We start from the raw sequence: 15,926 nt of genomic DNA, 5'->3' as shown, positions 1-15,926 counted from the left end.
AAAGGCGCTTTTTTTATGCCTGTAAAATTTGTCGCAGCGGTGGCCACTGGGCGGCAAGAGGCACAGATAAATTGGCGGCCGGCAGAGTTTTTGCTAACGCCGGAGGCAAGGGCAGATCGGTGCCCAAGATGGCATCAACGCTGTCTTTAAACTTGGCCGGGTGGGCAGTACATAAAAAGACCCCCTGTTCACCGGTTTGCAGTGATACCTGCAGCGCATGGTAAGCCACCGCACCATGGGGTTCACATTGGTAACCGGCGGCTGCCAGTTGTTGCAAGGCTTCTTCGGTTTGTAGCTCGCTGACCGCAACCGCCGCAACAGGCCCGGCGCCCTTAGCGAGCAGTGCCTCGACTCGGGGCCAGTTATTAGGCCGGCTGACATCCATTGCATTAGACAGCGTGCTGACGGTGGCATGGGGTTGCCACTGGCCACTGTTAAGGTAGCGGGGCACGGTGTCATTGCTATTGGTGGCGGCAATGAAGCGGCGAATTGGCGCGCCCATTCGCTGGGCAATCAACCCGGCGGTAAGGTTACCGAAATTCCCGCAGGGTACCGACACCACCGCATCCGGCACCGCCAGCGCCAGATCCCAAAAGTACAGGATCTGGGCCAGCAGCCGGCTGATATTGATCGAGTTGGCTGATGTCAGCTGGCAGGCCTGCACAATCTCGGGGTCATCAAAGGCCGTCTTGACCAGCGCCTGGCAGTCATCAAAGCTACCTGCAACCTTGTAGGTTTCGATGTTTCCCCCCAGGGTGCAGAACAGTTGCTCTTGCGGGCGGCTGATTTTGTCAGCAGGGTACAGCACCAACACCCGAATGCCCGGTAGTTTGAAAAAGGCGTGTGCCACCGCCGCGCCGGTATCACCGGAGGTGGCCGTCAATATGGTCACCGGGCCACGGCGAAAACGGGCCAGGCACTGAGCCATAAAGCGGGCGCCAAAATCCTTAAAAGCCAGAGTCGGACCATGAAAGAGCTCCAAAGCCTGTTGCTTGCCAGCGGTGACAATGGGCGCCGGAAAGCCAAAGGCCGAGTTGATTATGTCGGTTAGCGCATCATCGCTCAGATCCTCCCCGACAAAAGGGCGCAGCAAGGCCAGGTAGCGGGCCTGACGGGGCAGGGTGGCCAGAGCTCGGGCATCCATACGAGGCAACGTTTCAGGAAAAAACAGCCCTTGCTGTCGTCCTAGGCCCTGGCGTACCGCCTGGCTGAAAGACACTTTTTCGCTGGGATCGTTGAGATTGTAGAACTGCATTATGCCTCCGCTTGCCGCGCACCTTGCATATCGGTGCGGCACAGTTTGACAAAACCACCAGCGGCCCACTCACGAAGCTGGTCGGCGGCCTGTTGGGCTTTGTTGATGTCATCAAAGACCGCAAAGACGGTTGGCCCCGAGCCAGACAACCCGGCGGCCAAAGCTCCCGCGTGCAAAAGCGCGGTTTTTTGCGCGTCAAAACCCGGAATCAAAGGTGCCCGATAAGGCTCGACTAAAGGATCAGTCATCAGTGCTGCGGCGCCAGCGCCATCCTGGCGATATAACGCCGCGACGAATTGGCCTAGCCGGCTCGCCTGGGCACTGGCCGCACTGCGACTGATAGTATCGGGCAGTAAGGCCCGCATTTTCCGGGTTTCCAGCGACACCGGCGGGTACGCTACCAGCCATAGCCAGTTGTCCGGCACCGGCAAAGCCTGCTCACCAAGGCGCAAGCCACCATAAAGACACGGCAGCAAGTTATCCCAGTGTACGGCGCCGGATAACCGGCCTTCCAACTCGGCCATCAATGCCAGCTTCTGTTGTGTCGAAAGTTGTTGGCACTGGCCGTCAATGGCCAGTACGGCGGCCACCACACTGGCGGCCGATGACCCTAGCCCGGAGCCTACCGGCATGCCTTTGTGAAGGTGTAAAGCCAGTGGCGGCTGTTGTCCACAAAGCTGTCGGTAGCGCTGCCAGGCCTGAACCACAACATTACCGGCTGGCTCACCAAGGCTGTCAGCATAGGGGCCGCTGACGCTAAAGCTGTCTTGTCGGGCCAATTCGGCACTGACCCAGTCGCCAAGCGGCTCTCCTTCAAGCGGTTGCAATGCAACGCCAAGCACATCAAAACCGACATTAAGATTGGCTGAGGTAGCCGGAGCAAAAATACGCATCAGACCTCCCGCAGCCAGTTATGGGTTCGTAGAATGTCAGCAAAAATACCTGCTGCGGTCACATCGGCACCGGCACCGTAGCCCCTTAGCAAAAGTGGCACGGGGCTGTAGTAACGGGTCGTAAAGGCCAGGGCATTTTCTCCGCCTTTAACCGCATACAGTGGATGCCACGGCGCTACCGCCATCAACCCTACCTGACCTCGGCCCTGTTCAATCTGACCCACATAGCGCAGCACCTTGCCCTCGGCGGCGGCTTCGGCCACCAGGGTTGCGAAGTACGCATCGAGCTCTTCCAGCCGGTCCAAAAACTGCGTTTTGTCCAATTGCAGATAAGCATCCGGAAGCAGTCCGGCAAGAGCGACTTCGTGTTGTTGCAACGCAAGGCCAGCTTCACGGGCCAGGATCAACACCTTTCGGGCCACGTCCATGCCGGAAAGATCATCGCGCGGATCAGGCTCCGTAAAGCCTTTCGCCATAGCCTCCCGTACGGCGCTGGAGAAGGGCACGCCCTGTTCCAGTTGGCCCATCAAAAAAGACAGCGACCCGGATAAAATACCGCTAAATTGCTGCAAACTGTCACCAGCATGTACCAGGTTTTGCAGGGTTTCTATAACCGGCAGGCCCGCTCCGACGGTAGTGTCATAGAGATAACGGCGGCGGTGTTGCCGGGCGGTATTTTTCAGCGTCTGGTAGCGCGCAATATCACCGGCATTGCCTTTTTTATTTGGTGTCACCACATGAAATCCGGCCGCCATAAAGGCCGGGTAATGGTCCGGCAACTTGTCACTGGCGGTGCAGTCCACCAGCACGGGGTTCATCAGTTGTGGCCCCAGTGCCAGCAGCTGCTCCAGGCATAGTGGCGGCGCTTCCGCCAGTTGCGCCTGCCAGTGTGCTATCGATAAACCCTTGTCTGCGAATAGCATTTGCTGGCTGTTGGCAACAGCCAGTAACTTTATTGCCATACCTTGCTGGTGCAGCCAGGGTTGCTGCTTTTCTAACTGTTGCAGGAGAGCTGCTCCTACATTGCCACAACCCAGTACGATCAGCTCCAGGGGCAGAGCACTGTCAAAGAAAGCCTGATGTACCACCTGTACCGCTCTATTGGCTGACGCCTGCGGGATCACCGCCGAAATGGCCCGCTCTGATGAGCCCTGGGCTATTGCCACAACATTGATGTTGGCCCGCCCCAACTGGGTGAAACAACGCCCGGCCACGCCTTTGGCCTGGCGCATGTTATCGCCAATAAGTGTCAGGATCGCCAAGTCCTGTTGCACCTGTACCGGCTCTAACATGCCTGAGGCCAACTCCAGAGTGAAAGCCTCTTGAATATGTTCTACCGCCCGGCGTTCGTCACAGCGCGCCAGGCAGAAACTGATGCTGTATTCACTGGATGACTGGGTGATCAGCAAAACCGATACCCCGGCATTACTGACTGCAGCAAAAATACGGCTGGCCATGCCCACCATGCCTTTGAGGCCAGGGCCAGACACTGACACCATCACCACATCACTGAGGCTGGACAGCGCCTTGACCGGACGTTCAGCTACCTGAATCTGGCCGTCAATACGGGTGCCGGGGGCGCTGGGATTCAAACTGGAGCGTATCCAGGTGGGGATCTGAAAGCGGCTAACCGGCCCGAGGGTTTTCGGATGCAAGACCTTGGCACCAAAATGGGACAGTTCCAACGCTTCAGAGAACGACAGTTGTTGCAGGCGCTGGGCCTGAGGCACCAGCCGGGGATCACACTGATAGACACCGTCAACATCAGTCCAGATCACCAGCTGCTGGGCATCCAGACAGGCAGCCAGTACCGCCGCCGAGTAATCAGAGCCATTGCGGCCCAACAAGCATTGGCCGCCATTACGAAAGCCGGCAAAAAAGCCGGGCATCAATGCCAGCGCCGGTAGGTTATCGCGTAATGCCCGGCACTTGGTACGCGATGCGTCGAGATCAACCAGGGCATCCAAAGGCTGGCCGAAACCCAGTAGCAGGCCTGCCGGATCCAGGATATGAGGCTGATGTGCCAGCATCCGGTGCTGGAGAATGAGCACCGACAACCGTTCGCCGGCACTGGCAATGGCTACGCGAGTGGCATCGGGGCAGGTCCCCAACAGTTCAATACCCTGGCACCATGCCTGAAGTTGTTGCTGCCACTGCTTTAAAGCCGCTGCTAACGCAGGAAAGGCGGTGGCCCATGGGGTAATGATGTCGTTCAGGCAGGTCGTATCGGTGTTATCACAAAGCGCCATCAGTTGGTTAGTGACGCCAGCCGGGGCAGACAAAACTACTGCCACAGGGCCTTCAGTCATTGCTTGCTCAGTTAATGCCACCACAGTGTCAAAATGCCTGGGGCTGGCAAGTGAGCTGCCGCCGAATTTCATTACCTGCATGGGGTTCTCCGCAATAAAAAAGCCCGCCGAAGAGGCGGGCTTTTCTGGGTTGGGATAATGTTACTTTCCGTAGACCAACGGCGCCCGCCGATACCCCCCAAGGGGGGTGCCGGTAATGGTGGTGTGGGTCAATACAGTCAGTGTCATTATCACAAAAACCTTAATAGTGTCTCTTTATCCTTGCTTGAAAACACAAGGCGGTGTCAACCCTTATTTAGAAATAAAAACCGATATTGATGTTCAGGCGGGAGTGCCAGCCATTGTTGGTTGGGCTGGCAACACCGATACCGTTACCGCCTGCAAACCACATATTTTTACCGGCAATCCAGTCAACGTAGGTGTAAAGGCCACCTTTAGCCAGCATACAACCGGTAACGTTCTGGATAGAGTTATCAACGCCATCGCCAGATGCCAGGATCTGGGTGTGGTCGTTATAGCAAGTTACAGTGTCAACAAAGTCGTTATTAACTGTAAAGGTTTTGGCCAAGTTGAAAGACACTACGTCAGCCTTGGCAGCAACCGGGAACGGGTATTGGAAGGCTGACATGTCAACCGTGTTGGTTCCAGTGCTGTAGTCGTAGTGAATTTCTTGCAGCTGTACTTGATAGCCACTGTCGGTTTTCCAGTCAGCGTGTACGGCACCAGCCCAGCGGTTATCGTGGGAGTGGTGGTCATAGCGGTACAGTTGTCCGAACTGGCCACTGGCACCGAGCTTCAGGCGTGAACCAGCAAAGTGCAGTGTTTTTTCAGCACGCAGGTTAATTTGACCGTTTTCGTCTGCCCGAGAGCCATTGACACCCGCCAGATCGAAGGAATAACGGTCATAGCGGGAACCGTTACTGTACTCATCATTTTTGAAGTAACCGGCATGGAACAGCCAGTCACCGTCTTTTTGTTGATAAACGATACCCGTATCGTAATCATCTTCAAGGCCTAGGTAATAAGTACCGCCGAACCAGAAGCCATGCGAAGCCACCGGCAACAAGCCGAAAGGTACCTTGGTCACACCGACTTTAATATTGCGGTTTTCATCGAACTTATAGCCCACATAAGCGTGATGAATAGCTTCAAAACCTTTATACCAACGGTACTGAGCTGAATAAAACCAGTTGCCGTCATCGCCATTGACGTCTATGCGGAAAAGCTCGATATCCCAGTTGCCGCCTTTATCCTTATTGATTTGATCGTAATCTTTCCATGCATAATTAAGTCGAAAGGCGCCACCGACCTTAACATCGGCATGAGCTTGCGCAGCAACAACTAAAGCGAGCGTCGAGAGAAGCAGTCTTTTTCGCATATTCAGTTAACCTTATCATTAGGGGGCGAACGATTATGCCGACTTATGAAGTCTAATTCAAATACGGGACTTATCAATTGCAGTAGAGAGAATTACAATAGCCACGCTAAATTGGAGGGCCAATGGAACCAGTTGATCAGGTGCTGACAGCACTGAGAAAAATAATTCGCGCCATTGATCTGCATTCACGGCAGCTCAACAAGGTATCGTCCCTTACCGGCCCTCAGTTGATGATCATGCGGGCGGTAGCTGACGTTCCAGGTGACACTACCCGCAACATTGCCAAACAGGTCAACTTATCGCAGGCCACCGTTACCAGCATTATTGACCGTCTGGAAGGGCGCGGCCTGGTATGCCGCGAGCGCTCCACGCTCGATAAACGGAAAGTTGAGCTAACCTTGACCGAGCAGGGCCAAGAGGCTTTGGCAAAAGCGCCGGCACTGCTGCAAAACGCCTTCATTAAACAATTCAATGAACTGGCTGACTGGGAACAAACGCTCATTCTCAGTTCATTACAGCGCGTGGCAACTATGATGGATGCAGAAGATATTGATGCTTCGCCGGTGTTGACCTTGGAACAGCACCTAAATTCGACCAAAGGCGAATAGGAAGCATCAGCTTCATCTGTAATAGTTAAAACGTGAAGTTCTACCAATAATGAGCTCATGCCCCAACACTACAGGAAGAGAACTATGAATAAGAGCCTCATCGCTGGCGCCATTGGCGCTGTCTTGGCGTTACCTGGCCACGCTGCGGAAATTTATAAGTCAGATAACACCACCGTCAGTGTCGGTGGCTATATCAAAGCCAGTGTTATGTACAGTGACTACAGTGACGGTCCGGCACCTGCTTCCAGCAGTATTGGTCGTATCTACAATGTGCCGAACACCATTCCGGTAACCGGTAACAGTGGCCCCGATCCGGTGCTTGACTTCACCGCCCGTGAAAGCCGCTTTAATCTGGCTACCACCAGTAATATTGATGGCCACACCCTGAAAACTTACATTGAGATGGACTTCTTGTCTGGTTTCAATGGTAACGAGCGGGTATCGAACTCTCAGGGTCCGCGCCTGCGTCACGCTTATTTCAGCTACGACAACTGGCTGTTCGGTCAGACCTTTACCACTTTCCAGGACACCGGCTCACTGCCGGAAACCGCTGATTTCCTGGGCCCGGCTGACAGTACCGTTTTTGTTCGTCAAGCGCAGATCCGCTACACCTCTGGTAACTGGCAGTTCTCTATTGAAAACCCCGACACGACCTACACCGAGTTCGGCCAGGCCGGCAGTGTTGAGGCAGACTCAGCACAGCTGCCCGACGTGGTGGCTCGTTACAACATGAAAGGTGACTGGGGTCACTTCATGGTGGCCGGTATCCTGCGCCAGTTGAAGGCAGATACCACCGATATCTACGGCACCACTCACAGTGGTGAAACTGCCAGCGGCTACGGCGTCAGTGCCTCCGGCTTGTTCAAAGTCGGCGACAAGGACGACTTCCGCTTCATGGTTACTGCCGGTGATGGCCTGGGCCGTTATATCGCACTGAACACCTTTGCCGGTGCCGCCGTTAAAGGCACTGGTAGCCTTGACACCATCAGCACCGTGTCTGCGTTTGCGGCCTACCGTCACTGGTGGAACGATCAAATGCGTTCCACCTTTACCCTGTCTGGTAGCACTGCCAATAACAACAACAATTATGTTGCTGGCACCGTGAACAAGAAAGTGCAGTCGGCTCACGTTAACTTGATGTACTCGCCGATCAAACCACTGACTTTCGGTGTGGAATACATGTTCGCGCAGCGTGAGCTGGAAAATGGCGATAAGGGTGACCTGAGTCGCGTACAGTTCTTTGGTAAATACGCTTTCTAACAAAAAGCTGTTAAATAAAAACGCCGCACTTTTGCGGCGTTTTTTTATGCCGGTAACAAACACCCATAAAAAAGCCCGCCGGTTGGCGGGCAAAACGACAGGGTTGGGCCTTACTTGTTCAGACGCGTATCGATGAGCGAGTCAATGACACTGGGGTCTGCCAGGGTCGTTGTATCACCCAGTGCATCACACTCATTAGCGGCAATCTTTCGCAAGAAGCGACGCATGATTTTGCCTGAACGGGTTTTCGGTAAGCTCGGTGCCCATTGCACCAAGTCCGGGCTTGCCAGAGCCCCGATTTCTTTACGCACCCATTGGCGCAAGACCTGGCGCAGTTCTTCTGTGGCCTCAACGCCCTGATTGAGCGTGACATAGGCGTAAATACCTTGCCCTTTAATGTCATGGGGGTAACCAACCACAGCGGCCTCGGCAACATCTTCGTGTGCCACCAGCGCCGACTCAATCTCAGCCGTGCCCAGGCGATGTCCGGAAACGTTGATGACGTCATCAACCCGGCCGGTTATCCAGTAATAGCCGTCTTCGTCACGCCGGGCACCGTCACCGGTAAAGTAGTTGCCCGGGAAGGTCGAAAAATAGGTCTGTACAAAGCGCTCGTGGTCGCCATAGACAGTCCGCATCTGACCTGGCCAGGAATCGGTGATCACCAAGCTGCCTTCACTTTCAACGGGGTTACCGCTGCCATCAACCAGCTGCGGCTGAATGCCCAGGAAGGGCAGGGTGGCTGAGCCAGGCTTGGCATCTACAGCACCGGGTAATGGCGCAATCATGATGCCGCCGGTTTCCGTCTGCCACCAGGTGTCGACTATCGGGCAACGGCCGCGACCAATGACCTCGTGATACCAACGCCAGGCTTCCGGGTTAATCGGTTCACCAACAGTGCCAAGAATGCGCAGACTCTTGCCGTCCATGCCATCAAAGTGCTCTTTACCCTGTGCCATCAAGGCACGGATCAGGGTTGGCGCGGTGTAGAGAATGGCAACCTGGTGACGGTCGACAATTTCCCCGAGGCGGCTTGGCCCCGGCCAGTTCGGCACCCCTTCATGGATAAGGCAGGTAGCGCCATTAGCCAGTGGCCCGTAAACCAGATAAGAGTGGCCGGTGATCCAGCCAATATCGGCAGTACACCAGTACACTTCACCCGGCTGGTAATCAAATACCAGCTCGTGGGTCAGTGAGGCATAAACCATGTAACCACCCGTGGTATGCAATACCCCTTTGGGTTTACCGGTGGAGCCGGAGGTATACAGAATAAATAACGGATCTTCGGCGGCCATTTCTTCGGCTGGGCAGTCTTTGCTTTGTGCCGCTTCCAGATCATGCCACCAAACGTCACGGCCATCGTGCCAGTTAATATCTCCACCGGTACGTTTAAAGACAATAACGCGCTCAACGGTAGTCACATCGCTGTGGCTCAAGGCTTCATCGACATTGGCTTTCAAAGGAATAGCACGACCACCGCGCAGGCCTTCATCGGCGGTGATCACCAGCTTTGACTTGCCGTCGATGATCCGTCCGGCAATGGAATCAGGAGAAAAACCGCCGAACACCACCGAATGCACGGCACCAATGCGGGCACAGGCGAGCATGGAAACAACGGCCTCGATGACCATCGGCATATAGATGGTGACTACATCACCTTTTTTAACGCCCTGGGTCTTCAGCACGTTGGCAAAACGGCAAACCCGCTCGTGCAGCTCGGCATACGTCACCTTGCTGACTTCGCTGCCGTCATCAGATTCCCAGATCAGTGCCGTGGTATCACCGTGCTTTGCCAGGTGTCTATCCAGACAGTTGGCGCTGGCATTCAGGGTACCGTCCTCGTACCAGCGGATATAAAGATTATGGGGATCGTAAGAGACGTCCTTTACTTTGCTGTAAGGCTTGATCCAGTCAATGCGTTTGCCTTGCTCACGCCAAAACGCCTCAGGGTCGCTGACCGAAGCTTGATAAAGCGCTTGATACTGGTCGCGATTAAGGTGGGTTGTTTCGGCAATATGCGGCATGACGGGGTAGCGTTCGATAGTCATGGCAATCCCTATCTTGTTATTGAAATGTTGAGTCGAGTATGTCGACAGCGCTGTTCAGCGACCATTAGACCAAAGTAGAAAACCCGGCTAAAGCCGGGTTTTTCAATGGTTTATTTGCGGTTTAGTGCTCGGCGGCGCCAGCCGCACCAACGCCAGTATGGCAACGCACAAACTGCGGAACAAATCGTTCCCTTTCTTCCTTAGCTTCAGCCGAATTATCGGTGACGCTGAAGAACCAGGTACCAATAAAGGCAACTGCTACCGAGAACAGTGCCGGGTACTTGTAGGGGAACACAGCATGGTCAAAGCCCAGTACCGCCACCCAGATAGTGGGGCCCAGGATCATCAGCGTTACCGCTGTTGCCAGGCCCATCCAGCCACCAATGGTAGCACCACGGGTGGTCAGCCTGGACCAATACATGGACAAGAACAGCACCGGGAAGTTGGTCGAGGCGGCGATAGCAAACGCCAAGCCCACCATAAAGGCAATGTTCTGCTTCTCAAAGGTGATGCCAAGCACAATAGCAACAAAGCCCAGTACAAAGGTTGCCATGCGCGATACTTTCAGCTCTTCACGTTCAGAAGCCTGCCCCTTACGGAAGACACTGGCATAAAGGTCATGAGAAACCGCAGAAGCACCAGCCAGCGTCAACCCAGACACCACCGCCAGGATGGTGGCAAAGGCAACGGCGGAGATAAACCCGAAGAACAGGTCACCACCGACAGCCCGCGACAGGTGCACCGCCGCCATGTTGTTACCCCCCAGCAACTGGCCAGCCGCATTGCGGAAGTCCGGGTTGGTGGATACCAGCAAAATGGCACCGAAACCGATGATAAAGGTCAGAATGTAGAAGTAACCAATAAAACCGGTGGCAAAGAACACGGACTTACGGGCTTCTTTGGCATCACCAACGGTGAAGAAACGCATCAGAATATGCGGCAGGCCCGCGGTACCGAACATCAGTGCAATCCCCAGCGAAATGGCCGACACCGGATCAGACACCAAACCACCGGGTGACATAATGGCATCCCCTTTGGGGTGCACTTTCACAGCCTCTTCAAACAGATGCTCAGGGCTGAAGCCAACATGGTAGAGCACCATCAGGGCAATAAAGGTTGCCCCAGCCAGCAGTAGCACCGCTTTGATGATCTGTACCCAGGTAGTTGCCAACATGCCGCCAAAGGACACATACAGCACCATCAACACCCCAACCAGGATCACTGCATAGTGATAGGGCAGGCCGAACAGCAGCTGGATGAGCTTACCGGCACCCACCATCTGGGCAATCAGATACAGGGCAACCACCGTCAGTGAACCACAGGCAGCCAGGGTGCGAATGGGCTTTTGCCGCAACCGGTAAGAGGCCACATCGGCAAAGGTATAACGGCCTAGGTTACGTAACCGCTCTGCAATCAAAAACAAGATCAGCGGCCAGCCCACCAGAAAGCCGATGGAATAAATCAGGCCGTCAAAACCCGACAAGTAAACCAGGCCGGAGATCCCCAAAAAGGATGCCGCTGACATGTAGTCACCGGCAATCGCCAAGCCATTTTGAAAGCCGGTAATGCCACCACCGGCAGCATAGTAATCGGCGGTACTGCGGGTACGCTTGGCTGACCAGTAGGTAATGCCCAGCGTAAAGGCCACAAACACCACAAACATGATAATGGCGGGAATATTTATTGCTTGCTTATGCACTTCCCCACCAATCGCCTCGGCAGCTTGCGCCAGGCCCGGCGTCAGCAAGGTGGCGGCAAAAATCCAGGATTTATGCGTCATGACGTTTGGCCTCCTCAATAATGGCCTGATTTTCAGCATCAAATTCGCGGTTGGATTTGCGAACATAGATCCCGGTAAGAAAGAACGCTGATAGGATCACAAACAGGCCGACCGGGATCCCCCAAGTGATCACCGAACCTTTTGCAATAGGCGTTCCTAACGTTTGTGGGCTAAAAGCGATCAGCAGAATGAAGGTGAAATAAATCACCAGCATCACCACGGAAAGCTGCCACGCAAAACGTTCGCGCTTGGCCACCATGTCCTTGAATCGCTGGCTGTTATGTATCTTCTCGTAGAGCGGATGGTCCATGATGGAACTCCTTATTTACAGTCCGTTCACAACTTAGTCAGAAGCGGGCAAACTCGGCCAGTCGACTTTAGTCGAAACGGGACAAAGCGCACCAATATGGTAGAAATAAGCTGAATCATGATGGAGAAGTGATATGCCACTTTGGCTAATGGGCCTGCTGGCCCTGCTTTACGTACTGTTGCTGTTTGCCATGGCATATCTGGGCGACCGCCACCACCTGCGTTTGGGGGACCGGATGCGGCGGGTTATTTATGGCCTGTCGCTGGCCGTTTATTGCTCGTCCTGGAGCTTTTTGGGGACTGTTGGTCAGGCTTACCGTTCGCTGTGGTCATTCCTGCCGGTCTACCTCGGCCCGGTGTTGTTATTCGCCTTTGGCTTCGGTTTACTGAAAAAACTGGTGCAGGTTTCCCGGGCACAACGGATCACTTCGCTGGCCGACTTTTTGGCGGCCCGTTATGGTAAGTCGCAACTGTTGGCGGTAACTGTGACAGGGATCGCGGTGCTGGCCAGCCTGCCTTACATCGCCTTGCAGCTCAAAGCGATGATCATGGGTTTCTCACTGCTGGCCGGGCCAGACAAACTCCCCGAGTTACTGGTATCCATTCTGTTGGCTGTCGGCCTGGCACTTTTTGCCGCCTTATTTGGCACCCGTAAACTCGACGCGACCGAACACCACCCTGGCCTGATGCTGGCCATGGCCATGGAATCAGCCATCAAAGTGTTTGCCTTGCTGTTGGTGGCGCTGGTGATTATCTACGGCAGTTTTGATGGTACCGGCGATCTGCTGACACAAGCTGTGGTCAACGGTCATGTACACCGCCTGGCGGACTCCACGTTACCCGCGGTACTGGCCCAGACGCTGGTAGTGATGGCCGCGTTTTTGTGTCTGCCCCGCGAGTTTCATGTGATGGTGGTGGAAAATGAAACCCCTCGCCACCTGAACAGTGCCCGCTGGCTATTTCCGCTGTACTTGCTGTTGATGGCGTTGCCGGTGATCCCCATCGCCCTTGCCGGTAGCCTGTTGGCCGGGACGTCAGCCAGCCCAGATACTTTCTTGATATCCATTCCACTGATGGAAAACCACCCCTGGGTGGCAGCCATCGCCTTGCTAGGGGCCATATCGGCCTCGACCAGCATGGTAGTGATGGTAGCCGTGACGGTGGCCATCATGGTGTCCAACGAACTGGTGGTGCCGCTGATGCTCACCACCGGCAAGATGGCCGGGCGTAATTTTCAGCGATTTTCCCGGCTGCTGTTGCGTATCCGCCGCCTGACCATCGCTTTACTGGTGGCCATGGGGTTACTGTCCTACTGGCTGATTGGCCACCGTGAGCAATTGGCTGATTTTGGCTTGCTGTCGTTTGGTGCTTTGGCACAACTGGCGCCGGCCTTGATTGGCGGCCTCTATTGGCACCATGGTCACCGCAAGGGTGTTTTTGCTGGCCTGGCCGCGGGCTATGGCAGCTGGTGGTTACTGGCTGATCACTGGCAGTCCAGCTACGTGATGGCTTTGTCATTACTGATTAACGGCATGACCTATGTTTTGCTTTCCATGCTGACCCGTGCCGGGGTGCGAGACCGCCTGCAGGCGGCCGCTTTTGTCAGCCACCAGGAAGGGGGAGACGAGGGCCGCTATCAGGGTAATTTGACCGTGACTGACCTGAAGCTGCTGGTCAGTCGCTTTATCGGCCCGGATCGCACCGAACAGATGGTTGAGCGCTTTTTACGTGATCAGGGCCTGAGCAGCCAAGGGCTGCCACGCCAGGCTCCGTTGCCTCTGATTGATGAAGCTGAGCGCTTGATGGCCTCGGTTATCGGTGCATCCAGCGCTGCACTGGTGCTGCGCAGTGCCGTGCAAGGCCGGGATATTGGCCTTGATGAAGTGGTTACTCTGGTGGATGAAGCCACCGAACAGCTGCACTTTTCCCGCGATTTGCTGCAAGGGGCGATCGAACACGCATCAGAGGGGATCTCGGTGGTGGACCGCAACCTTAACCTGGTGGCCTGGAATCGGCGCTATCTGGAGCTGTTTGACTATCCACCCGGCTTTATTTACGTCGGCCGGCCGGTCGCAGATCTGATCCATTTTAACGCCGAACGGGGCTGGTGCGGCAAGGGCTCGGTGGAGGAGCATGTACAGCGGCGGGTCAGCTACATGAAAATGGGCAGCCCCCACAGTTCAGAACGTAAGCGGCCGGATGGCCAGGTCATCAAGCTACAGGGTAACCCTATGCCCAATGGCGGCTTTGTCATGACATTCTCCGACATTACCTCCTACCGGGCTGCAGAAAAGGTGCTCAAAGACGCCAACGAAGCGCTGGAGGGGCGGGTACAGGAACGCACCCGTGAACTGATGGATGCCAAAGCGGCTGCCGACAAGGCCAACCAGGGCAAAAGCCGTTTTCTGGCTGCCTGTGGCCATGACTTGATGCAACCGCTCAACGCCGCCAGACTTTTTACCTCGGCGGTATTACAGCGCACCCAGCCCGGTACCGAACAAGAGGTGTTGCTTAACAATACCAAGGCATCGCTCAAGGCGGCAGGGGAGCTGCTGACTGATCTGCTGGACATTTCCAAGCTCGATGCCGGCACCTTAAAAGTGCGGCGGCAAATTTTCCCATTGGAGGAATTGCTCAGTAATCTGGCCCACGAATTTACGGCTCTGGCCAAGGATCAGGGCACGGCTTTTCGCTGGATTGGCACCGCCGCCATGATTGATTCAGACAAGGTACTGCTGCGCCGTATTGTCCAAAACTTCCTGACCAATGCCCTGCGTTATGCCAAAGGCGCCCGGGTTTTACTGGGCGTGCGGCACATTGGCCGCGAGTATCTGCGCATTGAAGTCTGGGACACCGGCCCTGGCATTGCCGAAGCCGATCTGGCCGCGATTTTTGAGGAGTTCAAACGGCTCGACAAAGATGAAAAGGGCCTGGGGCTGGGGCTGGCCATTGCGGACCGCATGAGCCGTATTCTTGATCACCGGTTGGCCGTACAGTCCATTCGGGGTAAGGGCTCCGTGTTTTCCGTCACGGTACCGCGCGTACTGCAAAAACCGCCATCGGTTGTTACCTCGACACCGCCAACCGGGCGAGCCTTGGCGGGACGCCACGTATTGTGCCTGGATAACGAAAAAAGCATTGTCGATGCCATGGCGTCACTGCTCAGAGGTTGGCAGATGAAGGTCAGTACGGCGGCTAATCGTCAGCAAGCACTGGCTATTATCGACAAGGAAAATATTGATATGGTGTTGGCCGATTACCACCTGGATCACGGAGATAATGGCCTGGAGGTGATGCTGGCCCTACGAACAGCCAGTGGTAACGAGCAATTGCCAGGGATACTGATCACCGCTGACAGCCGTCAGGAGCTGGTCAGTCAGGCGCAGCAAGCAGGCTTTGGCTTTATGGCAAAAATGGTAAAACCGGCGGCGCTCAGGGCCATGATGGATCAGGCGCTGGCGCGAAACTCTGCAAAGCAATGACCGCCTGGGTACGGGTACGCACATCCAGTTTACGGAAAATCGCAGTAGCATGCGCCTTGATGGTGGCTTCCGAGACACCCAGCTCATACGCTATCTGCTTGTTGAGCAAGCCATCAGCAAACATCACCAGTACCTTGTACTGTTGTGGCGTCAGTGCCGCCAGTCCTTGTGCCAGTCGCGACTCGTCATCACTGGGAGCCACAATGGCCACATCCGGCGGAAACCAGTTGTCGCCGGCCAAGACCTGGTTAATGGCCTGGGTAATGGCTTGCGGATCGGCGCTTTTCGGCACAAAGCCAGCGGCGCCAAAATGCAGGGCCTTGGAAATACTGGTCGCATCTTCGTGGGCAGAAACAACAATGATCGGCAAGGCAGGGTAGTGCTCGCGCAGTTGAATAAGGCTGGAAAAACCATTCGCCCCCGGCATAGTCAGATCCAGCAGCACCAGATCCGGTAATTTGTCGGCAATGGCTTTATCCAGTGCCGCTACGTCACAAGCTTCACGAATACTGGCGTCAGCCAGAGATAGCGTCAGGATCTGGCCAATGGCCGTGCGAAACAGCGGGTGATCGTCAGCAATGAGAATATCAACCTGATTCATGAT

The 15,926-nt window shown here is 55.2% G+C and carries 11 protein-coding genes; 3 read left to right on the top strand and 8 right to left on the bottom strand.

Annotated features, from left to right (window positions below; translation table 11 throughout):
• Nucleotides 1-13: 13 nt before the first annotated feature.
• From thrC to WDB70_RS06735, 4 genes are all read right to left on the bottom strand, one after another.
• Nucleotides 14-1,255 (bottom strand): threonine synthase, encoded by a 1,242-nt coding sequence (gene thrC / locus WDB70_RS06750; RefSeq protein ID WP_406667878.1) that lies wholly within the window; start codon nucleotides 1,253-1,255, stop codon nucleotides 14-16.
• The gene (gene thrB / locus WDB70_RS06745; RefSeq protein WP_406667876.1) at nucleotides 1,255-2,148 is read right to left on the bottom strand and encodes a homoserine kinase; all 894 of its coding nucleotides are present in this window, start codon (nucleotides 2,146-2,148) and stop codon (nucleotides 1,255-1,257) included. The genes thrC and thrB overlap by 1 nt, the downstream gene beginning before the upstream one ends.
• Nucleotides 2,148-4,538, bottom strand: coding sequence for a bifunctional aspartate kinase/homoserine dehydrogenase I (gene thrA, locus WDB70_RS06740; RefSeq protein ID WP_406667874.1), 2,391 nt, complete (start codon nucleotides 4,536-4,538; stop codon nucleotides 2,148-2,150). The genes thrB and thrA overlap by 1 nt, the downstream gene beginning before the upstream one ends.
• 214 nt (nucleotides 4,539-4,752) lie before the next feature.
• Entirely contained in the window at nucleotides 4,753-5,835 is a 1,083-nt protein-coding gene (locus WDB70_RS06735; protein ID WP_406667872.1) for a porin, read from the bottom strand.
• A gap of 122 nt (nucleotides 5,836-5,957) precedes the next feature.
• Between WDB70_RS06735 and WDB70_RS06730 the strand changes: the two genes are divergently transcribed.
• Together WDB70_RS06730 and WDB70_RS06725 are read left to right on the top strand one after the other, a co-directional pair.
• Nucleotides 5,958-6,443, top strand: coding sequence for a MarR family winged helix-turn-helix transcriptional regulator (locus WDB70_RS06730; protein WP_406667870.1), 486 nt, complete (start codon nucleotides 5,958-5,960; stop codon nucleotides 6,441-6,443).
• 84 nt (nucleotides 6,444-6,527) lie between these two features.
• Nucleotides 6,528-7,703 carry a DcaP family trimeric outer membrane transporter gene (locus WDB70_RS06725; protein ID WP_406667868.1) on the top strand — a complete coding sequence of 392 codons (1,176 nt, stop codon included), beginning with the start codon at nucleotides 6,528-6,530 and terminating at the stop codon, nucleotides 7,701-7,703.
• Nucleotides 7,704-7,813: 110 nt separating this feature from the next.
• On the opposite strand, the gene acs is transcribed toward WDB70_RS06725, so the two are convergent.
• From acs to WDB70_RS06710, 3 genes are all read right to left on the bottom strand, one after another.
• On the bottom strand, nucleotides 7,814-9,751 hold the full coding sequence (acs, locus tag WDB70_RS06720) for an acetate--CoA ligase (protein WP_406667866.1): 1,938 nt from the start codon (nucleotides 9,749-9,751) through the stop codon (nucleotides 7,814-7,816).
• 121 nt (nucleotides 9,752-9,872) lie between these two features.
• Nucleotides 9,873-11,531, bottom strand: a complete 1,659-nt coding sequence (locus tag WDB70_RS06715; protein ID WP_406667864.1) for a cation acetate symporter — start codon at nucleotides 11,529-11,531, stop codon at nucleotides 9,873-9,875.
• Nucleotides 11,521-11,841 carry a DUF485 domain-containing protein gene (locus tag WDB70_RS06710; RefSeq protein ID WP_406667862.1) on the bottom strand — a complete coding sequence of 107 codons (321 nt, stop codon included), beginning with the start codon at nucleotides 11,839-11,841 and terminating at the stop codon, nucleotides 11,521-11,523. The genes WDB70_RS06715 and WDB70_RS06710 overlap by 11 nt, the downstream gene beginning before the upstream one ends.
• A 133-nt stretch (nucleotides 11,842-11,974) precedes the next feature.
• Here WDB70_RS06710 and WDB70_RS06705 point away from each other — a divergent pair, with 133 nt between their 5' ends.
• Nucleotides 11,975-15,322: a NahK/ErcS family hybrid sensor histidine kinase/response regulator gene (locus WDB70_RS06705; RefSeq protein WP_406667860.1), complete on the top strand. Its 3,348-nt coding sequence runs from the start codon at nucleotides 11,975-11,977 to the stop codon at nucleotides 15,320-15,322.
• Here the strand turns inward: WDB70_RS06705 and WDB70_RS06700 are convergent.
• Entirely contained in the window at nucleotides 15,273-15,923 is a 651-nt protein-coding gene (locus tag WDB70_RS06700; RefSeq protein WP_406667858.1) for a response regulator, read from the bottom strand. The genes WDB70_RS06705 and WDB70_RS06700 overlap by 50 nt on opposite strands.
• Between the last annotated feature and the right edge of the window lie 3 nt (nucleotides 15,924-15,926).

The sequence above is a fragment of the Gallaecimonas aegicerasi genome, from assembly GCF_045291545.1.
Lineage (GTDB): Bacteria > Pseudomonadota > Gammaproteobacteria > Enterobacterales > Gallaecimonadaceae > Gallaecimonas.
The sequence above is the reverse complement of the archived record's forward strand: the minus strand, read 5'-3'. Positions and strand labels throughout refer to the sequence as shown.